This is a genomic window from Corynebacterium sp. NPDC104732 (assembly GCF_055583565.1).
The window spans coordinates 1-22,892 of the sequence record NZ_JBVJNS010000013.1 but is presented as its reverse complement, the minus strand read 5'-3'; the positions used below and the strand labels follow the sequence as shown (position 1 = coordinate 22,892).

Genomic DNA, 22,892 nt, shown 5'->3' with positions numbered 1-22,892 from the left:
TTTTTAATTTGCCTGTAAAATTAGTGAACCTTCGACTGGCCGGGATAGTGGCACGTTGTCGCGATTCAGAAGCCAAGAGCCAATGTCGTGGAATAGCGGGGCGGAGCTCTGGCCGCCTTCTCCGTGGACGCCCCGCTCTGGCTCGTCCAGCATGATGCCAATGACAAACCGCGGGTCATCCGCAGGAGCCAGACCGGCGAATGTGATCCAATACTTGCTGTTGGAATACGCCTGCGTCACGGGGTCAACCTTCTGCGCAGTACCGGTCTTGCCGGACACCTGGTATCCCTCGATGGCAGCGCCAGTACCAGTACCCTGCTGCACACCCGTCGGGTCGCTTTGCGTCACCGAGCGGAACATGTCGGTCACCACCCGCGCAGTCTGTTCACTGACCACACGTGTGCGCGCTGGCGCCGGCTGCTCCTGCACCGAGCCATCCGGGTTCGTCACTTGCTTAACGATGCGCGGTTCAATCCGCTCACCACCATTTGCCATGGTCTGGTAAATGCTGGTCATCTGCAGCAATGTCATCGACATGCCCTGCCCGATCGGCAGGTTCGCAAAAGTACCGCCCGACCACTGCGAACGCGCTGGCACCAGGCCTTCCGATTCGCTCGGCAGCTCCACACCGGTTGTGCGACCGAGCCCGAACTTTTCCAGGTACTCCGCAAACGCGTCCTCCCCAACGCGGTCTGCCAACATGAGCGTTCCGACGTTAGAGGACTTACCAAACACACCTGTGGTGGTGTAATTAACATCGCCGTGATCCCACGCGTCACGCACCGTCACGCCGGACATGTGGATCGATCCGGGGACCGTAAGTACCTCATCCGGTGTAGTCAGGCCCATCTCAATTGCCGCCGCTGCCGTGATGATCTTGGCTACCGAACCAGGCTCGAAGGGGTGCGTTACCGCAGGATTGTCGAAGCTCTTGCCTTTCTCAATCTGCTTCGCAATATCCCCCATCGGGTCAATCGTGTCCGTGTTCGCCATCGCGAGGATCTCACCGGTTTTGGCATCGAGCACCACCGCGGAGGCTTCCTTCGCCTTCGAATTCGCCTTGGCCTGCTCCAGCTGCTGCTGCACATACGTTTGTAGATCAAGGTCCAGGGTGAGCTGGATCTTCGACCCGTCGGTAGCCGGAATCTGATCCCGGTTCGTGCCCGGAATAGCCTGGCCGTCCGCTGAGTAATCCTGGGTTCGACGCCCATCAACCCCGGCTAGTAAAGCGTCAGAGCTTGCTTCCAGCCCAAACTGTCCTTCACCATCCATGGAAATCTTGCCCACGATGTTTTCCGCGATGGCACCGTTTGGATATTGCCGAATGTCCTGGTGGTCCGCTGCTACACCGTGGAACGTCGACGCGATCTGCGCCGCCACGTCCGGGTCTACATTACGGACCAGCACTTCATAATGGGTGTCCGCTGTGAGCTTGTCTTTGATCTCGTCGGGATTAACCTTGGATGCCGACGCCCCAGACTCGCTGATGATCTTCGGGATCTCGGTCGCCATCTGGTCGAACTTCTTCGACAGCTTGTCGTTCAGCACCCCGTCTAACTGCTCTTTCGAGATCTTCGACAGCTCCCCGTCGATGGCGAGTTGCTGTCGCGCCTGCTCCCGGAGCTCCTGGCGCAGTCGAATCGGCGATACCGTCAGCGAACGTGCCTGCATCGTGTAGGCCAGCAGATCGCCTTCATGATCAGTAATTGCGCCACGTCGTGCGGGATCGACGAAGACACGCGTGCGTTGCGCTTCCGCCTTCGCTTGGAACTCAGGGCCCCACACGATCTGTACCCAGCCCAAACGTGCGATTAGCACCGCGGCGATCACTACGGCCGTGCCTCGTGCGATGCTGAGGCGGTGCCGGGTGCGGGACTCCGGGGCGTCGTGAAGATGCGGGCGAAAGCTTGCGCCGAAGGAGATGTTTCGCCGTGCATTGGATTTTTCCGCAGCTTCACGACGCGCATCCGCAGCTACCCGGTCTGCAGACAGATCACGAGACGAATACCCTCTGCCGGAGGGTGAGGTAGCACGTTCATGTGACCGACCGTTTCGAGGCGGGGTCATCGAGCTCCTTGCCCCATCCCTTTAGTTCTGAGCTCCCCGCGCGCGAGGTGCGTAAGGCGCTACCGCTGGTACGGAAGAGTTCTGCGGGATGGCTTCAATAGTATCGGTTACGGCCTTGGTTTCATTCGGGTTGCTTGACGCCTGTTCTGGGCGAATTTGAGCACCGTTAACATCAATAATAGGCCGAACAGCTTCCGGATTACTGGGACGCTGCTCCGAAACTGATCCATCTTTTTCTACAGCCAAAATGCCCGGCTGCTCTGCGACCACCATCCGGTTATCAGCAGCCACACGAGCTACCTCAGCTGCAGCTTTTGCCTGCTCGACATCACGGTTGAGCGTTTCTAGCTGGTTATCGAGCTGCTGCTCCTGCGCCACCAACTTCTGCAACTGGAACGACTGTTCCGTCGACTTACCCGACAGCACCATCGCGGCAGCAACCGTGAGGAACATGAAGACAATCACGGCAATTCCCATGTTCACCCGGTGCGGGTTCGCCTTTTCTACAGCTACCCGACGCCCTCGAACAGAAACGACCTGTTGGGAGCCCAGTTTGCGCTGGAATTTGCGGGGAGCTGGCTGCGTCAGCGGGCGGCTCGGGCGATCCAGCAGTGCCGTGGACTGCGCGCGATTAGGGATGCGTGGCGGGGTGATGACACTCATTTAGAATTCTCCTCCGTCAGGTCGCTGGATTCGTTCGGCGGCCCGCACTCGAACCGGTGCGGAACGTGGGTTTTCGGCAATTTCGGATTCAGTCGCGGTTTCCGCCCCGCGGGTCACTAGAGTGAACTGAGGTGCAGTACCTGGCAGGTCCATCGGCAGCCCAGGAGGCGTCTTTGAGGTGGTAAGTTCGGCAAGCGCCTTCTTCACAATCTTGTCCTCCAGGGACTGGTAGCTCATGAACACCACCCGACCGCCTACCGCTAACCGGTCACACACCTGCGGAATCACGTTCCGCAGTGCATCGAGTTCGCCGTTGACCTCCACGCGAAGCGCCTGGAAGGTGCGCTTGGCGGGGTGCCCGCCGGTCCGTCGGGTGGCCGCTGGAATCGTGGCGTACAGTAGCTCCACGAGTCGAGCCGAATTGGTAAATGGTTCCTTTTCGCGCTCTCGTAGGACCGCCGAGGCGATCTTCCCGGCGAATCGCTCGTCGCCGTATGCCTTCAATACATGGGCCAGCTGGCCGTGGTCATATGTGTTGAGGACATCCGCCGCGGTGATCCCCTTCGTCGGATCCATGCGCATGTCCAATGGCGCATCTACTTTGTAGGCAAAACCGCGTTCAGCCTGGTCTAACTGCATCGAGGAAACGCCGAGGTCAAACAACGCGCCCGCGATTCCATACTCACGAGCGCGCTCAAAAATCTCACCCTCACCGTTATCGACAGCCTGTGCCAGGCCATCAAACCGCGTTTGCACTCCCACAAACCGGTCTTTAAATGGGCTGAGTCGCTCTGTTGCATCGGCTAGGGCCTGGGGATCACGATCAATCCCGATGACGCTGACCTGCGGTAAAGTCTTAAGAAAATGCTCGGTGTGGCCTCCGGCACCTAATGTGCCGTCGATAAGCACGGCGTGAGCAGCAAGCTTTTCGACGCCCGGGCGCAACAATTCGGCCATCCTATCGCGCATCACTGGCACATGGCCGTGATTGTCTTTGATCTCAAAGCTTTCCATGAATTGTTACACCTCCTACTGCTTCTCGTTATCGACCGTCCGCTGGTACGTATAGGGCCCTACCTGGAGGGATCGCTCTGATGTCGGGGAAGTACACCAGAGCAGATCAACCCCCAAGCAGAGTCCTTACACGCACCCGCGAGTTCTACAGCAGTCCCCCCAAGATGTCGCCCTCTGCGGAAGAGAACGAATCTTCAGTTTCCGCCTGGTAATCAGCCCACGCTTGGGCATCCCAGATCTCAAGAAAGTCAACCGACCCAATCACCACACACTCCTTGGTGAGCCCCGCATACGTCCGATGCGCCGCCGAGAGCGTGATACGCCCCTGACCATCAGGACGTTGCTCGTCAGCACTAGCAGCCAAGTTACGAATAAACGCGCGAGCCTCAGGATTAGTTCGCGAAACCCGCGCCGCTTTGCGAGCACGTTCCTCAAACTCCGCCTTGGGGTAGATCGCCAAACTGTGATCCTGCCCTTTGGTCACCATGAGACCACCAGCCAGCTCCTCGCGGAACTTCGCCGGAAGCGTCAATCGCCCCTTGTCATCCAACTTCGGTGTGTAGGTACCAAGGAACATTCCCGGACCTACCTTCCTTAGTTGGCGATTGGGAGATGCAACTTTCTCGAGGTCTTTGGGGTTTTGCTCCCCTCCGCGAACGAAAAGTCACCAATCCCAACTACCGACACCCACAATACCCCACTTTCCCCCACTAACAACCCCCAACACCCCACTTACGCCCCACACTTAGCAATAAATGCAGGTAGAGGCTTTTTATTTCTCAGAAACAAATTTTACAACTTGTTGGGACAATTTTCACTTTAATCCCTCTAGCAACATTTGCCTCAATAATTTCAGTGTTGCTGTGGGGAAAGTATCAGCGAAACCCCAAGAGAAGCACCGAAAATCTGCCACAATGAGGTTGAGTGGGGCAAAGTGGGGAACTTTTCTCACCACCTCCCCAAAAACCAGGACGAGTCACTCAAATTACGAGCTAACCGCGGTTTCAACAGCCTTAGACATTGGCTTCCAGGATTCCCAGGCCCCACGGGTTCCACGCCCCCAAAGTTCCCAGGCTCGGTGTTTTGACGATGTTAGATTGACGATGATTCCCCGATACCACCCATTTTCACTACCGCGACCTGCGAACATCGTCAATTCAATATCAGCACAAGCACAAAACCGCGATAACCCGTAGGCGCCCCCACCCCCAGACAACTTTCAAGATCTACACGTACTGTCGCCGCCGGGCGCCAATGATAGGAAGACCACTTCCCACGAGACAGTGGAGCCTTTCACGCAAACCATACTGGCACGCCCCCAAGGCTCCCAGGCTCGGTGTTTTGACGGTGTTAGATTGACAATAATTCCCCAATACCACCCATTTTCAGCACTGTGACCTGCGATCATCGTCAATCCACTATCAGCACAAGCACAAAACCGCGACAATTCACTGAAGATATCACTGCATAAACGCAGCCACGCCCCCCTCACGACAGTGTTACGAACGCAAGCACTGGCTGGATCCTAGGCACGCCCAAGAAGCTTCCCCACGCGCGTATACGTCAACACCAACCAAGAGGGGCAACCCTGGTAAGAAAAACCCCTTCCGACCATTACCGGAAGGGGTTTGTGGAGGTTATAGGAGGGTTAGCGCCCGTCGTCGAAGCGGGAACGGAAGCGCTCGTCCATCCGGCCGGTAAATCCCGAGCCAGATCCGGAGCCCTTCGCCTTCTTGGGGCGCGATGGGGAGGACAGCGAAATGCCGGAGTCGTTGGAGCGGAGCATCCAGATGCCCGAGCCGAGCATGAGCAGGAATCCGACCACACTCAGGGCGACGAACCAGAGCGTTTCCTGACTGAGAGCTACACCGCCAATGAGGAGCACAAGCCCCAGTACAAAGAGCGCCACTCCTTGTAGGGAAAAGGAGAATCGGCCGTCCACACCGGCGCCCGAAACCGAGGCGCTAAATTTTGGATCGTCAGCCATCAAGGACTGTTCGATCTCACGCAGTGCACGCAGTTCCTGTTCAGAGAGCGACACCGTTTCCTCCTTTGATAGTGCAGGCTACCCATCGGGCCTTTTGCCGATACATAGACTTTAACGTCCAGAATATCGGGAAAGTTCCCGGCGGGCGAAAAAGTAGCTACAAACTGCGCTACGCTGCGAGGGCCCCTCCCTGATCAGCACTTTCGACGACGTCCAAAAACTCTTCAACCTGCATCAAAAGCTCCTTCACCACGGTAGCGGACACCTCACTATCCAGCCCCGTCATAACGCGCGAGCGCATCCGTGAATAGGTAGAGAAAACATCTGCCCACTGCTTGCCAGTGGAGTCCACAAGCGCCAGCTGTTTCCATGCGCCAGTGGGGCGACGCCTACGGGTTGCTACTGGCGAGCTTGCAATGTACGCACCTGCAGCTCGGAGGGCAGCCTGGTAGGCGCACTCCAACGCGTCAGCATAGTTTGCGTCGCGGTAGTGCTGCATTGCCTCCCGAAGCAGGACAGATGAGCGACCAATGAACTTCGCTCGCTTACCTTGACCGCGCCCGATGGACCTTGTTGTTGCTGAAACGATGGTTGACATTTGCCGCTCCTCCTCACATTTCCTTGCTGTAACCACACCTTAAAAGTCGACCCGGACAACCTATCCATATTTTAGCACATATTTTCTAATTTTGGGATGTTTTTGCTGGTTAAAACATCTTTATCAGGGGTAAGGATTTGTTTTTCACACACCACAACCACAGACATGCTTCGATAGAAGGGTGTCCATTACTATCCGAATGCTCAGTCGCATTGAGTTCGTCCGCCACGTCCCCGAGCTGGTGGATCTCTACATGGCAGCGATGGATTATGCGCCGGATCTACGTGACCAGTGGATCAATTCATGGCGTCGATTGAGCGCTAGCGCAGGGTTTCGCGCTGTCGTCGCCTACGATGACAGCGGGATCCTAGGCATCGCCCATGGGCATGCAGGAATGCCCATGAACTGGTGGCATCTGCAAGTTCAGAAGGGGCTCATCAGTGTTGGCCGGTATGACGAGTTCCGCCATCAACTTTCTCATTATTTTGAGCTGTCGGAAATCCATGTTCGCCCTGGCCAGCAGGGCCGCGGCATTGGCGAGGCGCTGCTAAATGCTCTCGTGGAGGGCGTGCCCCAGCCATGGGTCATGCTCTCCACGCCGGAGGTAGATAGTGAATCCAATGGCGCGTTTGGGCTGTATCGCAAATGTGGGTTCCGTGATGTGTTACGCGGTTTCCATTTCAGTGGAGATCAGCGCCCCTTCGCCATTTTGATCGCTGATCTCCCGCTTACCAACTAGGACTTTTCCCAGGCAGGAGCCATTCCTACGTTGTGCAGCACTTCGTGCGTTGCTTTGGCGAAGTTCATAGTCATGAAGTGCACGTCCGGTACACCTTCGTCGATCAAGCGTTGGGTCATCTCGCTGGAGATTTGGATTCCTTCCGCACGCACTGCGGCGTCACCGCTGAGCGCAGCCTTTTCCAGGCGCGCCCCCACCTCGGGCGCCATGGTTGCACCGGACAGTTCGATCTGTCGGTGGACGGAACGCAGCGAGGTAATAGGCATGATGCCGGGAATGATGGGCTTGGCACCGTGCTCAGGATCGGCTGCCACCAGACGATCACGCAGCCGGAGGAAGTGCTCCACATCAAAAAAGACCTGCGTAATGGCATATTCTGCCCCGTCACGCAGCTTTGTAAGCGTGACTTCGGTGTCAATGTCCAAGGTGTCAGCTCGGTGATGTCCTTCAGGGAAGGCCGCGATACCGATGTCGAAGTGCCGGGACGCCTCAGTTGTTTGAACCAGTTCGATCAGCTCGCTGGTGAATTCAAGGCCGTCTGTTGCCTTGATCCACTCCCCCAACGGGTCGCCTGGTGGGTCGCCGCGCAGGGCGAGGAGGTTGGTGAGGCCAGCCTGCGCATAGGCCTCCAGGATTTCCAGCAGTTCGGCGCGTGAGTGCTCCACCAGAGTCAGGTGGACGAGCGTCGTTAAGGGCAGTGCTGCCAGACGCTCGGCGATGCGGAAGGTACGGTCTCGCGTGGATCCGCCCGCGCCGTAGGTCACTGAGACGAAGGCGGCTCCGAGGTCTTTGAATGCGCCAGCGGCCTTCCAGAGTCGAGCTTCGGCGGCATCGTCCCGCGGTGGCATGAATTCGACAGAAAACATGACTTTGTTGGATTCAGCTAGCAGGGATGAGATTGGTTTCTGTCGTGTTATTGCCATGGCTAGGTATCTTATTCTTAGAGAGGTTCCTTTTACGGCAACTTCACCGAAAAATATTCACAAATTTTACAGATCTTAAAGGGATGCGCTGTGACTACTTTCGACGCTCGAACTCTCACCTTGGCAGATTTTCCCGACGCCGTCGGGGAATGCCTGAATGAGTTTTTCGACTCCCAGCGCCCCCTTATCAACACCATCGATCCTGTCATTACACAGGCAGTTTCCTACTTAGAGGACATGGTTCTCGGTGGCGGAAAGCGCATGCGCCCCATGTTCGCATGGGCCGGATATTTGGGAGCGGGCGGCACGGAGATAGAAGATCCCGCTGCCGTTTTGCGCGCCGTTTCCGCATTGGAATTTATTCAAGCTTGTGCACTTATCCACGATGACATCATCGATGAGTCAGACACTCGACGTGGCTCCCCGACGGTACACCGCCGGGTCGAAGCGCTTCACAAAAACAACACCTGGAACGGCGATGCCGCAGATTTCGGCGTAGGAGTCGCGATTTTGATCGGCGATCTGGCGCTGTCGTGGGCAGAGGAAATGCTACAGAGCTCGGGTCTCAGCCCGGCTGCCCTCGCACGTGTCCGCGGTCCGTGGAGCGCGATGAAGACGGAGGTGATCTCCGGCCAGATTCTTGACATCACGGTGGAAAGCTCAGGGAACGAAAGCGCCGAAATAGCGGAGAAGGTCAACCGGTTCAAAACCGCCGCCTACACCATCGAACGCCCGCTGCACATCGGCGCGGCCATCGCCGACGCCGACGACAATCTCGTGCAGGCTTTCCGCGGCTTCGGTCAGGACATTGGCATCGCGTTCCAGCTCCAAGACGACATCCTCGGGGTCTTTGGCGATCCAGCGATCACTGGTAAGCCCGCTGGCGACGATCTGCGTGAAGGCAAACGGACGGTGCTGCTGGCCCAAGCCCTAAGGCAGGCAGATCTCACTGCGCCGGAGAAAGCCAAGCAGCTTCGGCAGGGAATTGGCAAGACGGCTGATCCGCAGGAACTTGCTGCATTAGCTGCGATTATTGATGAGATGGGCGCGCAACAGGTCGTCGAAAAGCGCATTGCTGAGTTGACTGCCTCCGGTCTCGCCCACCTGGACGATGCCCCGCTCCCCGACCACATCCGGGCCGCGCTCCATGAGCTGGCGATCCGGGCGACGAAACGTGCGGTCTAACGTGAAGCTCCTTCAACGCGCACAGTGGCTGGGTATCCTCGCCACGGTTTTCATGACGCTCGCTTCCTTCGGCGCAGGCGCGATCCGCAACCGCGGTGGGGTCCTCGAAGCGCTGGGCCTCTCCTTCCTGTCCTACGGTCACGGCGCCGGCATCAGCAACGCAACGCTGTGGACGGCGATGTTCTGTTTCATCGTGGCATGGGCGCTGGTGGGGCGCTCGCTGCGCTTGTCGCCTGGGCTGCACAGCGTGCGCAGCCTCAACCGGACGTTGCTGTGGTGGGTGCTGCCACTGGTATTCGCCGCCCCGATACTGTCGCGCGACGTGTATTCGTACCTCATGCAGGGCGCCATGCTTCGCGACGGCTTCGATCCCTACACTCAAGGCGCTGCCGTCAACCCTGGCCCGATGTTGCTCGAAGTCAGCCATGACTGGCGCAACACGACCACCCCGTACGGCCCGCTTCACCTGTGGTTGGGCGAGATCATCACCAGCATCGTGGGCGACAACGTCACTGCAGGCGTAGTGCTGTACAAGCTGGTCTCCCTCATCGGTTTCCTCATGATCGCCTGGTCAGTGCCACAGATCGCGCGCGAGCTGGGCGCGGACCCATGCTGGGCTGTGTGGCTCGGCGTGATGAACCCGGTGATGGTCTTTCACCTAGTTGGTGGAATGCACAACGAGTCGCTGATGGTAGGGCTGGTCAGCGTCGGCATTTATGCAGCTTTACGACGCCGGTTCGCCCTCGCCGTAGTCTGCGTCGCCATATCGGTCTCGTTGAAAGCCACCGCGGTGTTCGCACTGCCGTTCCTCGTGTGGATGGCAACGCGCCGACTTTTGGAAGTTAAGGGCGGCACGTCGCGGTGGCACCACTTCGTGTCCTTCGTGGTGTCTGGAACGTGGATGACGGCGTTGACTCTCGCCGTGGTCAGCGCTGTGACCTGGGCGTCGGGCGCTTCGTGGGGGTGGGTCTCCCAGATTTCGGGCAACTCCAAGGTGATCAATCCACTCGCGATCCCGTCGCTGCTGGCTAGCCTCATGACCCCTGTGGGGCAGCTGATCAATGAGAACTTGGACTACAACAACTTCCTAGTAGTCACCAGACCGCTATCGCAGGTGACGATGCTGGCCGGGCTCGTTGTGGTGTGGTGGTTGTTCCGCCAGGACCGCGTGCGGGCGGTGATGGGAATCGCGGCAGCCTACACCGTTGCGGTGCTGTTCAACGCCGTCACCCTGCCCTGGTACTACACCAGTTTGCTGAATGTGGTGGGGACGTTCCCCGCGCAGGAAAAACTCCGACGCATCACTGCGCTGCTATCCATGGTGATCGCGGCATCATTTGCTGGCAGCGGCAACCACATGCTGTACAACTTCGTCTGGATGACCTCGGTTGCGGTGCTGGCGTGGCTGCTCACCAGTTATGTGTTTGGGGCGGCGCGTCCCGCCCCAAACAAGGGCGATTAGAAGCCCATCGACTGCGCGCGTCGCATCACTTCACGAGCCAAATGGCCATGGAGGGCGTCAACTGGCCTTCCGGGCAGGGAGTCGTCCTCGGTAAAGAGGTAGCGGAGGATTTCATCGTCGGTGAACCCGCCGTCGGAAAGCAGGGCGATGACGCCTGGGACAAACTTGACGAGCTGGCCGTCGTCGGAAAGGAAACGAGCCGGAATGTACTTCACGCCGTCGCGCTTGACGGCGATCAACTGGTGATCGCGGAGCAGGTGCATGACGCGGGTGACAACCACGCCCATTTTTTCGGCAAAATCCGGGACGGACAGTACTGGCTCATCTGCAGGGAGCACATCATGTGCGGATGGAATAGAACTCACATCCATGCAGTCTACCCAGGGTATCTGGCAAGTACCGAGTCCGGTACGCCATACTTATTGGCATGAGCAATGTACAGGTTGGGGAGATCATCGACGGTCGCTACCGGGTTGAAGCGGTGATCGCTAAAGGCGGTATGTCCACAGTGTTCCGCTGTGAAGACGTGCGCCTGGGCCGTCGCGTGGCTGTGAAAGTGATGGATGACCGCTACCTGGATGACGCAATCTTCCGCTCTCGTTTCGTGCGAGAAGCTAAGTCAATGGCGCAACTGGGCCACCCCAACATCGTCGACGTGTATGACTTCAACTCCACCGGAGACCACGCCTACCTGGTGATGGAACTGATTAGCGGAGGCACGCTGCGGGAACTCCTCGCGGAGCGTGGCCCCATGCCTCCCCACGCCGCTACCCAGGTGATGCGTGGCCTCCTCACCGGCCTGTCGGTGGCGCACAAGCAAGGGCTCGTACACCGAGACATTAAGCCGGACAACGTGCTGATCAATAAGGATCATCGGGTGAAGCTCACGGACTTCGGCCTGGTGCGTGCCGTGGCCCAATCCGAACACACGTCGGACAAGATCATCGGTACCGTGTCCTACCTGTCTCCAGAGCAGGTTGATGGTGGCCACATTGGGCCAGAGTCGGACGTCTACTCGGCGGGTGTGCTCCTCTTCGAGTTGCTCACCGGCACCACCCCCTTCGACGGCGACACTCAATTCGCGCACGCCATGCAGCGCCTCTCCCATGATGTTCCCGCGCCCAGCTCCCGGATCGACGGCGTTCCGCAGCTTTTCGACGAACTCGTGGCCGCCGCGACGCAACGCGACCCGGCGGAGCGCTTCCCTACCGCAGCAGAGTTTCTCGCAGCGCTCGAAGATGTCGCTACTGAATTGGAGCTGCCGTCCTTCAAAGTGCCAGTGCCGACGAATACTGCCGTGGCGCGCGCTACGGAAGTGGTCGCGGGAGCCACTGAGGTGGTTGCTCCCCTTCCGCCACTGGCCCCGCCTGTGGAGAACCAATCGACCAGTATCTTGCCACCGCTAGAACCGACGCCAGCCCCAGCTCCGATCGCTGAGCCTCCTACCGAGGCGTTCCCGGTGGCACCACAGGTCACGCCCCCCATCATGCCACCCATCGCCCCGGAGCCAGAGACCAGGGACGTTCCCGCTGTCCGTGAGGACCAATCGGTGGCGTTCGAGGCCCCCACGCCGGTAAGCAACCGCTCGACCGCGAAGCTCATTGCTTGGTTCCTTGTTGTCGCATTGCTCATTGCATCCGTGGCGGTAGGTGGCTGGTGGTTCGGCTCCGGCAGGTATGGGGAAATCCCGCAGATCCTTGGCGAGGATCGTCCTACCGCAATACAGCTGGTGAGCGACGCGGGTTTTGACCCGGTGGTCACCGAGGTCTTTTCCGACGACGTGACCGTGGGCAAGGCGGTGGGAACCGCGCCCCCTTTTGGGAGTCGAGTACCTCGCTCTGACCAGGTTGAGGTACTCATCTCCAAAGGGCTTCCTACTGTTCCGGTGCTGCCGGCCAGTGGCGACATAGCGGAGTACCGGCGCGCCGTGGAGGAACGTACCTTGATCCTGGAAATTGGGGGTGATGTTTTCTCCAATGACGTCCCTAAAGGTCAGATTGTGAGTGTTTCGCCCTCACCGGGCGTGACGGTGAAGACGGAATCGGTGGTGACGGCGTCGATAAGCAAAGGCGCCGCCCCCGTGGACGTTCCGGACGTCGCAGGGATGTCGCAGGAGGACGCGACCCGTACGCTAACGGATGCGGGGCTCACAGTTGGCAGCGTGCAGCAGGAGTTCTCCCAGCGGCACAAGCCAGGACATGTAATTTCCACGAGCCCGGGTTCACACGCAAAGCTCGCCCGCGGGTCGGAGGTGAATCTGAAGGTCTCCAACGCGTTGGAGATGCCGAGTGTGATCGGGAAAACCTCCACTGAGGCTGTCGCCCAGCTAGAAGGCCTTGGTTTTGTGGTGACGCTCGAAGATACCTCAGATGCCGGTACGGTGCCGTACGAGATCGTGGGTACCTCAGCGCGCGCCGGCGCGCTCATTGATCCCGCCTCCCCAGAGGTCACCCTGCAGGTGGCCAATCGGGTGCGAGTTCCGTCCGTTGTGGGGCGCACGATGGAGGATGCGACACAAATCCTGACCAACATGGGATTGTCAGTGAACACACGTCGTGATGGCAGTAGGGTGCTGACGCAGTCGCCACGCGCGGGAGCGAAGGTGGATATCGGAAGTACCGTCGAGCTCACTGCGCTGCGCTAATGCCAGTGTTCGTGTGGGTGGCGGTGGGCGCAGTCCTCGCGGCAGCGCGCTTTTCGTGGCAGGGGTTCCGCGCGCCGATCGACGTGGAAGTGTACGTCCAAGGTGGTCGGTTGCTGTTGTCGGGACAGAATTTGTATGCAGCTGACGTCCCCGTCACCGGTACCGAGCTTCCGTTTACCTACCCGCCATTTGCTGCGATGGGCTTCGCCGTGGTGGCATGGTTGCCGATGCCACTGGTGATCGTGCTGCACCATGCGGGGATGGTGGCGTGCGCATGGTTGGTAGTTCGGTGGCTGCGACTGTCACCCTATTGGCTGGTGCTGATGTTGCTCTTGCAGCCGAGTTTCGATTCTTTGACCTTTGGCCAGATCAATTTCTTCCTCATGACGCTCGTCCTCGCCGACGCCTACGGCCACCGACCCCGCTGGTTGCCCCGTGGCGCACTGACCGGTATCGCGGCCGCCATCAAAATCACCCCGGCGATTTTCCTGCTGTGGTTCTTGCTGCGCCGCGATACGCGAGGCCTCGTCGGCATGGTGGGAGCAGCAGGCTTAACGACGTCCCTCGCCGCCGTTCTTAAGCCCCACGATTCCTGGTATTACTTCACCGAGGCGCTGTGGACGCCGGCCCGGGTCGGAGATGTCGCCTACCTTCAGAACGCTTCCCTGCAGGGCGTGTTGGTGCGCATGGGTGGAGGCGATCTAGTTCCGGTCGTGCTGGCTGTGGTGTTGATCGGTGCAGGAGTGGTGATCTGGCGCTGCACGGACGCGGTGTGGTCCTTGGTTCTTACCGCGGGGCTCGGGTTGTTGCTGAGTCCAATTAGTTGGACGCACCACTTCACGTGGTTGATCGTGCTAATTGCACTCCCCCAGTGCCCTTCGTGGCTGCGGTGGTGGGGACTGGTGGCCATGTCAGCGGGAATGCTACTGACAAGCAATCAGGGGATACTGGGCGCTTTCGCGGTGGCCCAATATCCCCTGATCGTGGTGGTGTCTTTTGTTATTACCGGTGCTGGTTGCGGAGCATCTCCGCAACGAGGAACGACAGCTCCAGAGACTGCTGGGTGTTGAGACGCGGATCGCACGCAGACTCGTAACGGCCTGGCAGGTCAACGTCGGTGATGTCCTCTGCACCACCGAGGCATTCGGTGACGTTTTCGCCAGTGAGCTCGATGTGGATGCCACCCGGGTGGGTGCCCAGTGCGCGGTGTACCTCGAAGAAGCCCTGAACTTCATCGATGACCTTGTCAAAGTGGCGCGTCTTGTAACCGTTTGAGGAGGTGTAGGTGTTGCCGTGCATCGGGTCAGACTGCCAGATGACCTTATGACCTCTGTCCTCTACTGCTTGGACAATGCCGGGCAGGACCTCGCGGATCTTGTCGTGGCCCATACGTGCCACGATGGTGACCCGGCCTGGCTCGTTGTTCGGGTCGAGTCGTTCGACGTAAGCCACAGCTTCTTCAGGAGTGATCGTTGGTCCGATCTTGATTCCAACCGGGTTAGCGATCAGGGCAGCGAAGTTCACGTGGAAATCATCAAGGCCACGCGTGCGCTCGCCGATCCACAGCTGGTGTGCGGACAAGTCCCAGAGTTCTTCGTTGTTGTCGTCCAGGCGCAACATCGCACGTTCGTAGTCCACGAGAAGTGCCTCGTGGGAAGCGAAAATATTCGCTGAGCGCAGGCCCGGATCGTCCACGCCACAGGCGTCCATGAAACGCAGTCCGGCTTCAATTTCCCGAGCCAGCGCCTCGTAGCGGGCACCAGCTGGGGAGCTTTGCACAAACTCGCGGTTCCACTCGTGGAGGCTACGCAGGTCCGCTGTGCCAGAGCTGGTCAATGCTCGCACCAGATTCATGGCAGCCGAAGAGTTCGCGTAGGCACGAATCATTCGTGCTGGGTCGTGCCTACGGGCCTCTGGGGTTGCTTCCACGCCGTTGACAATGTCACCACGGTAATTAGGCAAACCGTTGGCATCCAGATCGGAAGAACGTGGCTTTGCGTACTGCCCGGCGATACGGGCCATCTTCACCACTGGGGTGGAGGCACCGTAGGTCAGCACAACAGCCATCTGGAGCAACGTCTTGATGTTTGCTTTGATGTGCTGTTCGGTATTGCTTTCGAAGGTTTCCGCACAGTCGCCACCTTGCAGCAAAAATGCCTTGCCCAGTGCGACGTCTGCCAGGAGGGTCTTCAGTTCGCGGATCTCCTGCGGAACGACGATCGGTGGCACCGTCTCGAGGATGCGGCGCACTGCTACCGCTTGCTTTTCATCCCAGGATGGCTGTTGTTTAGCGTCCCGGGAAATGACATCGCGGAATCGCTCCTCCAATCCTGGTGGCAGGGGCGGGAGGCTCGGAAGCTCATGTACGGGGATATCAACAGTCCAACTCACATCCCAAAAGCTACCACAGTCGCAGGTTAACGCACTCTATTGTTGGGTTGTAGGGGCAACGCTTCCATGCACGCGCGGAACTTGGCGAGGTTGTGTCGGGCGTCAATGAGTGCGTCGTGGTTGCCTTGCGGCGTAGGAGGCAGCTTGGGGCGTCCTGCCATTTCCCAATATTGTTTCAGTTCCCTGGTGTATCGTGGCAACGCCTTGGGCAGCCCTGCCATGTCGCCCCACAGTTGCGCCAGCACGACATGATCGTAGGCACCAACCCATGCCCACAGCTGCACCTGTGTGCCGCTCGCCATAAGAAACTCGTACACGCCTTGTCTAATATCAGCGAGGGATTTCCAGGCCGGGTCGCTCGGGTTTGGAAGCTGCGACAGCACGTGCGCCTGTACCCATGGGTTCGCCTTTGCCGGATCAAACTCAGTAGACACCGCATAAAATTCCCGACCGTCCTCGGCGACGATCGCGATCGAGACAAGCTCGATGGTCTCACCGTCTTCAATGAATTCGGTGTCGTAGAAAAAACGCACAGGTAACTTCTTCCTAGCTCGTTACACGCAAGTTACTTCAACAGTAGCCGGTGCGCGGAACGAGCTTGCGCTGGGGCCTTGGTGCTCACCAACTGGTGGTAGACCGCTGGTGGCTTGACGGTCCAACCCAGAACCGGAATGCGAGAAATCCCGTGGAAAGCGGCACCACCAATCAAGCTGAAGGCGACGCAGGCCCACACCCACACCGTCGTGTTATGCAGCGGGTTAGTTGCGCCCAGTTCAAATGGCAGTCCGCTGAACAGGAACTGGTAGTTAAACAGCAAGGTCAGGCCGAATCCGTGCCCAATGTACAGCACCAAGGTGTTGCGTCCGAAGAACCGTAGGAGCGGGAACACGCCAGGAATCTTGGTGAGCAGCACCGCTAGCGTCAGTGCGGCCGGAAGCGCGAGGATCCGCAGTACCAGGCGTACAACGAGTTCCGAGTCATCAAAGCTAAGGACCACGTGCCCAGGCAGCAACCACCCCTGGAAATCGACGCTCCACTTCGTCAGCCAGATGTTGTGCAGTTCCAAGTACATCCACCAGGTCACGGCTGTGGCTGCCAGGCTCAGTGGGTGGAAGATGTGTTCGGTGAAGCTAATGATGAGCGACTTCAGCCGCACACCAACCATGAAGATCGGCAGGTACAACATCACGTGGTTAACAATGATGGGGCGCTCTGGGATCAGGAGAAACACCAGCGGCACAAAGCTGACGGCTAGGGCCCACGGTGTGGAGAGTCTCCGGGTGATCCAAGCGAACGCGGTCACGATGACCAAGCAGTACAGGAACCACAGCAGATTCGCGCCTTCCTTGGTGGCATCCAGCACCATCTCAAGGGTGGGGGCTTTGTCATCGAGGAAGTGGTGCCATTCGCGGTATTTGAGCCATAGTTCCACGGGAGCCCACATGAAGTAAGGCAGACCGATGAACCACAGACGCTTGAACAGTAGCTCCCGAAGCGAAAAGTGGAGGACCTTGGCAGCTAGAAAGCCACTGACCACAAAAAACAGTGGCATGCGCATGGGGTCCAAAAACTCGTTGATCCGAGCGGGGAGGCTGAATTCGCCGTTTGGCACAGCCAGGGTGGCGTGTAGGAAAAGAACTCCCAAGATTGAAAGCCCTCGGGCAGCATCCGGCCATTCCAAATACTGCTTCTTTTCCACAGCTACCTTCATTCACTTCCGTTAGTCGCGTGCCCTCGTGGCAACTTGCACGTGCCATGCACGAAAGGACAGCTTACCCAACGAAGCAACAGGTAAGCAAAAGTTAGGTGTTATTCGGGCAGTGCGTTGGGTGGGTACCCGAGCCCAGCCTCGAGTGATTTCTTCACCTCTGCAGCGTACACATCAACGTAAGGCTTCCCTGCTAGATCAGCGAGCGTGTGCATTACATGGTCAGTGAATGCCCGTAGAGTTTCGTAGCTTTCCGGGTCGATGCCACGGTCACGCGCGAACTTGAGGGGATCGATCGGCGCCCCCACATTAATCCGCACTTTCGCGGGGCGAGGCACCCACGATCCGATTGGGTTGGCGTTACGCGATCCGATCATTGCCACCGGCACCACAGGGGCACCGGTCGCAAACGCAATTCGAGCAACTCCGGTCTTGCCACGGTAAATGCGGCCATCAGGGGAACGCGTTCCTTCTGGGTAGATTCCGAACACGTCGCCATTTTCGACAACCTTTTTCCCGGCTTCCATCGCAGCTTTTGCCGTGTCGCCCGAGCTGCGGTCGATCGGAATTTGCCCCACGCTAGTAAAGAACCACTTCTGCAGCTTTCCGACGACACCCTCCCCAGTAAAGTATTCCTGCTTCGCCGGGAACTGGATCTGACGTGGACACAGCAACGGAAGATAGAAGGAATCCATCACGGCTTGATGGTTGGAGGCAAGGATCACGCCGCCGGAGGCTGGGATGTTGTCCAGCCCGGTGATGCTCGGCCTGTTGTAGACGCGCAGTAGAGGGCCAAAAAGAATGTTCTTGAACGTCCAGTACCACTTATTCTGCATCGTCGCTTCGGCCTTCCGATCTGTTGTTGTAACCCGTTCCACTTTACATGGCGCCACATGGAGGTGGAGGTAGTTAGGGTGCCGTGTCTGTACGAGATTCCGTCAGCGCGAGGTGCGCGGCACCGATCATTCCGGCATCGGCCCCGAGCGCTGCTGGTACCACCTGTGGGAACGGCCGGTGCCCTGCCCCGACGACCAGGCCACGGGCCTTCTCGACGCCGTCAGCCAGGAACAAGTCGTGATTTTGGGCGACTCCGCCCCCGATTACGATGAGCTCCGGATCAAACATATCGCTCATGATGGACAGCGCCACGCCGAGCCAGGAGGAAAACTCCACGATTGCTCGCTTTCCGATGCTGTTTCCTGCCCGTGCCGCCGCGATCACGCTTTCGCCTGTCCACAGCTGTTCTGGAGCCCCTTCAGCTACGGCGATCTCTTGCGCGGTCGCCGCGAGTGCAGTCCCGGAGCAGTATCGCTCAAGGCAGCCGCGTTTCCCACACGGGCAGGGCCTGCCACCAGGCACTACTGGGAGATGCCCAATCTCCGGGGCAGTGCCAAACGCGCCGCGATAAATCTCACCGCCCGTCATCACTGCACCACCGATACCGGTCCCGATAGAAATAAAAGCCCAGGTATCTGCCTGCTGAGCAGCGCCGAACGCTGCTTCAGCTCGTGCAGCGGAATTGGCGTCGTGTTCCAGCGAGACGGGAATGCCAAGGCGCTGCGACAAGCGCTGTTGCAAGGGGGCGTCCCGCCAGGGCAGGTGTGGCGCGAAGCGTACATTCTGGCGATGTTCATCGAGGAACCCGGCGACAGCAATCCCCACTGCAGCAACCTTGTGCCGAGAGGAAAGCGTTTGGGTCATCGCGACGATAGCATCCTCCATGCTGGCGGCGTCGCCGTGAGACTGCTTGTGCTCACGGTCAATGATTGTGCCGGTTGCGGTAATTGCAGCGGCACGCACATTTGTACCGCCGATATCGAAACCGATGGCTACCGGGGTATTCAAGCCAGCTCCTTTTCCGCAGGGTAAAAACTTAGTATATCTTCCGTCACGTCATCCCTAGGACTTGGGCGAAGTCTGCGCCCTTGTGCTCCCATGTCCAGTGTTGCAGCACATGAGCACGGCCGGCAGCGCCCATGCGGGTGCGGAGTTGGGCGTCGGAAAGCAGCGCGTCCAAGGCATTTTCAAGAGCCTGCCTGTCCCGGCCAGGCACTACGATGCCTGACTCTGCAGTGACGGTCTCGGGCGCTCCCCCGGAATCGCCCGCGATCACTGGGATTCCCGCCGCTTGTGCCTCGAGGTACACAATGCCCAGCCCTTCGACATCAAGGCCCCCGCCGCGGGTGCGCGCCGGCATGGCGAAAATATCCGATGCGTGCAGCCACCGCAAGCGCTCAGCATCGCTCACCCGCCCCGTAAAGCACACATTGTTCAGACCCTCCGCCTGCTTCTGTAGCTTTGATTCGTAGGGCCCCTCCCCCACGATCACCAGACGCGCAGTAGGATGCTTCGCTTGGAGCTGCGGCCACACGGCGAGGAGGGAGTCCTGGCCTTTGCGGGGAACCAGTCTGGATATACAAGTCACCGTCAGCTCAGCGGGGTCGAGGGTGGCGGGGACGGGGCGTCGGAAAGCTGCAGCGTCTACGCCCGACGGCAGATACACAAAATTCGTGTGGCGACCGAAAGCCCGTCGGAATCGGCGCAGCGTGTATTCGGAAATGTAGGTCACGGCGTCGCACTGGGAGCCAATGAGGCGCAATACCTGGCGCGCGCCCGGCAACATCGACCACCCCACCTCGTGCCCATGCGTCGACGCCACCACCCGCGTCGCCCCGGCTCGTTTCGCAGCGGAAGCCAGAACTGCGAGGGGCGCAGCAGCGGCGAACCACACCACTTCAATCTGCTCGTGCCGGATGAGCCGCCGCATTTCAGCTGCCACCCCGGGGGTCGGCAGCATTATTCGATGAGGCCACCGGATTACACGGTACGGCGCTTGCCTATCCCACGCCGCAGCAGCAGGTGAATCCTGCGTGGAAGCAAAGACAACAACCTCTTCGGGAGGAAGCGTCGCGAGGAAATCCCTCACATACGACTGAATCCCGCCAACAGTGGGCGGGAAGTCATTCGTCACGACTAAGACTCGGGGCATGAGTCAAAAGCTTAGCTAGTAACGGCGCGCCCCGTAGAACGGCATAGAATCCATGCCCACCACCTGCAGCGGGATGCCGTAGTCAGACGCGTGCACCACCTTGCCGTTGCCAGCATAAATGCCCACGTGGGTAGCACCTGGGTAGAAACCGACCACGTCACCGGGCTGGAGATCCTCCCGGCTCACCGGCATACCGCCAGCCATCTGCGCCTGAGACGTGCGAGGCACCGTCTTGCCCTGCTGTGCGTAGGACCAGACGACTAGACCAGAGCAGTCGAAAACATCCGGGCCGGTTGCTCCCCAACCGTACGGCGCACCAAGCTTGGTCATCGCCGCTTCCAAGGCCTTCATTCCATCTGCATTGGTGGACGTCACGCCGACCAGGTCGTATGCGACAGGACCGTTCTTGTTTTCCCACGCCTGGCGGTCGGCTGGGCTCAGCGCATCGATACGCGCCTTGATGTCCCGAATCCGGTCCTGCAGCTCCTTATCCTGCTTTTCCAGTTGGACCTTACGGGCAGCAAGCTCATTGATCTTGTACTGCGATTCTGCTTGCAGCCGAGCGGCCTCACTGAGTAAACGACCAGCCTCTGCAGACTTCTCCCGCTGCGTTGCGAGAGCCTCCTGCGCCTTACGAACATAGCCCGACATGTACGCCGAACGATCAATCGCGTTCTGAGGCCCCTCAGCATTGATGATGGTGGTCAGCGGGTCACGCATGGAACCACGGTATTTGGAGGCAGCAAGCTTATCGACGACAACCTTTGCCGCCTTTTCTTCCTCCCGAGCGCGCTCCCCGGCCTCAGTAGCGGACTGGGCGCGCTGCTTGATTCCCTCCAACTCGGATTCCTTGGCCTTGATATCTTCCTGCAGCTGCTTGAATTCTTCATTCTGCGCTGACACCTTTTCAGAAGACTCCCCCAGTTCCTTCATGAGGTCATCCATCGATGCGGGCGCAGCAGCAGGTGCCACGGGATCAGCGAATGCGTTTGGGGAGACCGCGAGGGTCACGGTTGAGGTGGTAGCAATGATTGCCGCTAGGACAGCACGACGAAGGTGCGAAGAAAACACTGGTTGGAGCCCTTTTCATCTCTGCTCCGGCCAAGGTACGCCGGACAACTAATCGCTTAGCCTACATTAATATCCTGTAAAAATCCAGCCATAAAACTAAGAAAACAATAAGCAAAAAGGGCTGGCTGGAAACAAGGTTCCAACCAACCCTAATAGCTAAGCAGCGAGCATTAGAAGCGCACTGCGGAGTGGTATGGCATGTAGTCGATAGGAGACTCGGAAAGCGGAGTTCCCTCGTTGATGGCATGAATGACAGTGCCATTGCCAGTGTAGATGCCCACGTGGGAAGCTCCACCGTAGAAGGCGATGATATCGCCTGGCTGGAGTTGGTCGCGGGAGACCTGGGTACCCTCAGCTGCCTGAGCGTAGGAAGTGCGCGGGATGGACTTGCCAACCTGGGAGTAAGCCCAGGAGGTCAAACCAGAGCAGTCAAAAGCGTTCGGTCCGGTAGCGCCATACACATATGGGGAACCGATCTTGCTGCGAGCAGCATCCACGATTGCCTGACCGGAAGGAGCCTGGGAGGAGGTCGCCAGAGCCGCAGCAGCATCGACGGCACCGTAGTTAGCGTCACCTGCCTGACCAGCCAGACCAGGAACGAAGTCCTGAGCACCCGGGATGGCCGCAATGTTCGGAACGTTCTCCAGGCCTGGAATCTCAACAGTCAGTCCAGTGTTAGGAATGACCACTGGCGCAGCCTCGGCTGGCTGAGCGAGAGAAACAGCTGCACCCATTGCGACAGCAGAAGCAGTGGCCTTGGTAGCGATGTTAACGTTCCGGCGGGTGTGCTTACCCATGAATATTCTCCAAATCTTCCCTTGCGCCGACCGGGTTAGCTGACGGATTAGGAAACGGAAGCTTCCTCCACTTGCTCCACCTGAGCGGCTCTCGCAGTGGTTCACCCCAGACGATGATGGTTCCCCGGTTCGATTCAGCTAGTACGCTTCCTCGATTAGGCATTATTTCGGTTTGTATTCCAGGTAACAGCCAAATAACAATTGGCATTGCCCGTAATGTCTCGAACAGATTACGAAATGGACACACCCCATGTCCAACGGGCGCGCCCACCAACCACCGTTATCCGACCGTTATCAAACTTGCGTCACACCTGCGTCCCGAATTTCCCGCAAAGCTGCGGATTGCACACCTGTCAGCAATACCGTACTCTACCTGGCGATTTAACGACGAGGCCGAAAAAATGTTGCACTACCCTAGCCCGCAAATTGCCCGCGAATTCTTTTTGTGATTTGGGTCACTCTATATGATTGGTGGTCACATACTTCCCATGACTCACAGCAATAACACCACAGACCGAGTCATTCGGCAGTAGTTCAGTTCCAGTGAATTTGTCAGGGCCGGTGGTTGTCAACCTGTTGTGAGTCACTAACTGATTCCCTTTTTATGCGGTTTTTAACACCGTCAGATTGATTCCCTCAACGGCCTTAGGCATC

21 protein-coding genes and 1 riboswitch are annotated in these 22,892 nt (G+C 58.6%); of the genes, 5 read left to right on the top strand and 16 right to left on the bottom strand.

What is annotated here, in order from left to right; genetic code table 11:
• Positions 1 to 3 precede the first annotated feature (3 nt).
• The 6 genes from ACZ6ZO_RS09700 to ACZ6ZO_RS09675 all read right to left on the bottom strand — a co-directional run bounded on the left by ACZ6ZO_RS09700 (position 4) and on the right by ACZ6ZO_RS09675 (position 6,329).
• Positions 4 to 2,067: a peptidoglycan D,D-transpeptidase FtsI family protein gene (locus ACZ6ZO_RS09700; protein ID WP_465292244.1), complete on the bottom strand. Its 2,064-nt coding sequence runs from the start codon at positions 2,065 to 2,067 to the stop codon at positions 4 to 6.
• Positions 2,068 to 2,088: 21 nt separating this feature from the next.
• Entirely contained in the window at positions 2,089 to 2,730 is a 642-nt protein-coding gene (ftsL, locus tag ACZ6ZO_RS09695; RefSeq protein ID WP_182385821.1) for a cell division protein FtsL, read from the bottom strand.
• On the bottom strand, positions 2,731 to 3,744 hold the full coding sequence (gene rsmH / locus ACZ6ZO_RS09690; protein WP_465292241.1) for a 16S rRNA (cytosine(1402)-N(4))-methyltransferase RsmH: 1,014 nt from the start codon (positions 3,742 to 3,744) through the stop codon (positions 2,731 to 2,733).
• 145 nt (positions 3,745 to 3,889) lie between these two features.
• Positions 3,890 to 4,321 carry a division/cell wall cluster transcriptional repressor MraZ gene (gene mraZ / locus ACZ6ZO_RS09685; protein ID WP_465292239.1) on the bottom strand — a complete coding sequence of 144 codons (432 nt, stop codon included), beginning with the start codon at positions 4,319 to 4,321 and terminating at the stop codon, positions 3,890 to 3,892.
• Positions 4,322 to 5,392: 1,071 nt separating this feature from the next.
• Entirely contained in the window at positions 5,393 to 5,785 is a 393-nt protein-coding gene (locus ACZ6ZO_RS09680; RefSeq protein ID WP_182385818.1) for a DUF3040 domain-containing protein, read from the bottom strand.
• 115 nt (positions 5,786 to 5,900) lie between these two features.
• Complete coding sequence (locus ACZ6ZO_RS09675) at positions 5,901 to 6,329, bottom strand: SAV_6107 family HEPN domain-containing protein (RefSeq protein ID WP_208767733.1); 429 nt, start codon at positions 6,327 to 6,329, stop codon at positions 5,901 to 5,903.
• 199 nt (positions 6,330 to 6,528) lie between these two features.
• Between ACZ6ZO_RS09675 and ACZ6ZO_RS09670 the strand changes: the two genes are divergently transcribed.
• Positions 6,529 to 7,068 carry a GNAT family N-acetyltransferase gene (locus ACZ6ZO_RS09670; protein WP_465292236.1) on the top strand — a complete coding sequence of 180 codons (540 nt, stop codon included), beginning with the start codon at positions 6,529 to 6,531 and terminating at the stop codon, positions 7,066 to 7,068.
• Here the strand turns inward: ACZ6ZO_RS09670 and ACZ6ZO_RS09665 are convergent.
• Positions 7,065 to 7,991 (bottom strand): methylenetetrahydrofolate reductase, encoded by a 927-nt coding sequence (locus ACZ6ZO_RS09665; protein ID WP_465292234.1) that lies wholly within the window; start codon positions 7,989 to 7,991, stop codon positions 7,065 to 7,067. The genes ACZ6ZO_RS09670 and ACZ6ZO_RS09665 overlap by 4 nt on opposite strands.
• Before the next feature lie 90 nt (positions 7,992 to 8,081).
• On the opposite strand from ACZ6ZO_RS09665, the gene ACZ6ZO_RS09660 reads away from it, so the two are divergent.
• Complete coding sequence (locus ACZ6ZO_RS09660) at positions 8,082 to 9,176, top strand: polyprenyl synthetase family protein (protein ID WP_465292232.1); 1,095 nt, start codon at positions 8,082 to 8,084, stop codon at positions 9,174 to 9,176.
• 1 nt (position 9,177) lies between these two features.
• Positions 9,178 to 10,638 (top strand): alpha-(1->6)-mannopyranosyltransferase A, encoded by a 1,461-nt coding sequence (locus tag ACZ6ZO_RS09655; protein ID WP_465292230.1) that lies wholly within the window; start codon positions 9,178 to 9,180, stop codon positions 10,636 to 10,638.
• Here ACZ6ZO_RS09655 and ACZ6ZO_RS09650 read toward each other — a convergent pair.
• Positions 10,635 to 11,009 (bottom strand): Rv2175c family DNA-binding protein, encoded by a 375-nt coding sequence (locus ACZ6ZO_RS09650; RefSeq protein ID WP_182385812.1) that lies wholly within the window; start codon positions 11,007 to 11,009, stop codon positions 10,635 to 10,637. The two genes, ACZ6ZO_RS09655 and ACZ6ZO_RS09650, sit on opposite strands and share 4 nt — an antisense overlap.
• Positions 11,010 to 11,065: 56 nt before the next feature.
• Between ACZ6ZO_RS09650 and pknB the strand changes: the two genes are divergently transcribed.
• A complete protein-coding gene (gene pknB, locus ACZ6ZO_RS09645; RefSeq protein WP_465292227.1) occupies positions 11,066 to 13,282 on the top strand; it encodes a Stk1 family PASTA domain-containing Ser/Thr kinase in 2,217 nt (738 codons plus the stop codon).
• Entirely contained in the window at positions 13,282 to 14,352 is a 1,071-nt protein-coding gene (locus tag ACZ6ZO_RS09640; RefSeq protein WP_465292225.1) for a glycosyltransferase 87 family protein, read from the top strand. The genes pknB and ACZ6ZO_RS09640 overlap by 1 nt, the downstream gene beginning before the upstream one ends.
• Here the strand turns inward: ACZ6ZO_RS09640 and ACZ6ZO_RS09635 are convergent.
• The 8 genes from ACZ6ZO_RS09635 to ACZ6ZO_RS09600 form a co-directional block, all read right to left on the bottom strand.
• Positions 14,285 to 15,673 (bottom strand): class II 3-deoxy-7-phosphoheptulonate synthase, encoded by a 1,389-nt coding sequence (locus ACZ6ZO_RS09635; RefSeq protein WP_465292223.1) that lies wholly within the window; start codon positions 15,671 to 15,673, stop codon positions 14,285 to 14,287. The two genes, ACZ6ZO_RS09640 and ACZ6ZO_RS09635, sit on opposite strands and share 68 nt — an antisense overlap.
• A 26-nt stretch (positions 15,674 to 15,699) precedes the next feature.
• Positions 15,700 to 16,206: a polyadenylate-specific 3'-exoribonuclease AS gene (locus tag ACZ6ZO_RS09630; RefSeq protein ID WP_182385808.1), complete on the bottom strand. Its 507-nt coding sequence runs from the start codon at positions 16,204 to 16,206 to the stop codon at positions 15,700 to 15,702.
• A gap of 32 nt (positions 16,207 to 16,238) precedes the next feature.
• Positions 16,239 to 17,372: an acyltransferase family protein gene (locus tag ACZ6ZO_RS09625; protein WP_465292220.1), complete on the bottom strand. Its 1,134-nt coding sequence runs from the start codon at positions 17,370 to 17,372 to the stop codon at positions 16,239 to 16,241.
• A 110-nt stretch (positions 17,373 to 17,482) separates the two neighbouring features.
• A complete protein-coding gene (locus ACZ6ZO_RS09620; protein WP_465292218.1) occupies positions 17,483 to 18,217 on the bottom strand; it encodes a lysophospholipid acyltransferase family protein in 735 nt (244 codons plus the stop codon).
• 73 nt (positions 18,218 to 18,290) lie between these two features.
• Complete coding sequence (locus ACZ6ZO_RS09615) at positions 18,291 to 19,226, bottom strand: ROK family protein (protein ID WP_465292216.1); 936 nt, start codon at positions 19,224 to 19,226, stop codon at positions 18,291 to 18,293.
• A 43-nt stretch (positions 19,227 to 19,269) separates the two neighbouring features.
• Positions 19,270 to 20,370 (bottom strand): glycosyltransferase family 4 protein, encoded by a 1,101-nt coding sequence (locus tag ACZ6ZO_RS09610; RefSeq protein ID WP_465292214.1) that lies wholly within the window; start codon positions 20,368 to 20,370, stop codon positions 19,270 to 19,272.
• Between the two features lie 15 nt (positions 20,371 to 20,385).
• Positions 20,386 to 21,441: a C40 family peptidase gene (locus ACZ6ZO_RS09605; protein ID WP_465292212.1), complete on the bottom strand. Its 1,056-nt coding sequence runs from the start codon at positions 21,439 to 21,441 to the stop codon at positions 20,386 to 20,388.
• Between the two features lie 170 nt (positions 21,442 to 21,611).
• Positions 21,612 to 22,238 carry a C40 family peptidase gene (locus ACZ6ZO_RS09600; protein ID WP_465292210.1) on the bottom strand — a complete coding sequence of 209 codons (627 nt, stop codon included), beginning with the start codon at positions 22,236 to 22,238 and terminating at the stop codon, positions 21,612 to 21,614.
• A gap of 11 nt (positions 22,239 to 22,249) precedes the next feature.
• Positions 22,250 to 22,410, bottom strand: a riboswitch (cyclic di-AMP (ydaO/yuaA leader).
• Between the last annotated feature and the right edge of the window lie 482 nt (positions 22,411 to 22,892).

Bases quoted from the DNA above. Each gene is read 5' to 3' on its own strand.
- ACZ6ZO_RS09700 (WP_465292244.1), bottom strand. From the start codon at position 2,067: ATGACCCCGCCTCGAAACGGTCGGTCACATGAACGTGCTACCTCACCC.
- ftsL (WP_182385821.1), bottom strand. From the start codon at position 2,730: ATGAGTGTCATCACCCCGCCACGCATCCCTAATCGCGCGCAGTCCACG.
- rsmH (WP_465292241.1), bottom strand. From the start codon at position 3,744: ATGGAAAGCTTTGAGATCAAAGACAATCACGGCCATGTGCCAGTGATG.
- mraZ (WP_465292239.1), bottom strand. From the start codon at position 4,321: ATGTTCCTTGGTACCTACACACCGAAGTTGGATGACAAGGGGCGATTG.
- ACZ6ZO_RS09675 (WP_208767733.1), bottom strand. From the start codon at position 6,329: ATGTCAACCATCGTTTCAGCAACAACAAGGTCCATCGGGCGCGGTCAA.
- ACZ6ZO_RS09670 (WP_465292236.1), top strand. From the start codon at position 6,529: ATGCTCAGTCGCATTGAGTTCGTCCGCCACGTCCCCGAGCTGGTGGAT.
- ACZ6ZO_RS09665 (WP_465292234.1), bottom strand. From the start codon at position 7,991: ATGGCAATAACACGACAGAAACCAATCTCATCCCTGCTAGCTGAATCC.
- ACZ6ZO_RS09650 (WP_182385812.1), bottom strand. From the start codon at position 11,009: ATGGATGTGAGTTCTATTCCATCCGCACATGATGTGCTCCCTGCAGAT.
- pknB (WP_465292227.1), top strand. From the start codon at position 11,066: ATGAGCAATGTACAGGTTGGGGAGATCATCGACGGTCGCTACCGGGTT.
- ACZ6ZO_RS09640 (WP_465292225.1), top strand. From the start codon at position 13,282: ATGCCAGTGTTCGTGTGGGTGGCGGTGGGCGCAGTCCTCGCGGCAGCG.
- ACZ6ZO_RS09620 (WP_465292218.1), bottom strand. From the start codon at position 18,217: ATGCAGAATAAGTGGTACTGGACGTTCAAGAACATTCTTTTTGGCCCT.
- ACZ6ZO_RS09610 (WP_465292214.1), bottom strand. From the start codon at position 20,370: ATGCCCCGAGTCTTAGTCGTGACGAATGACTTCCCGCCCACTGTTGGC.
- ACZ6ZO_RS09600 (WP_465292210.1), bottom strand. From the start codon at position 22,238: ATGGGTAAGCACACCCGCCGGAACGTTAACATCGCTACCAAGGCCACT.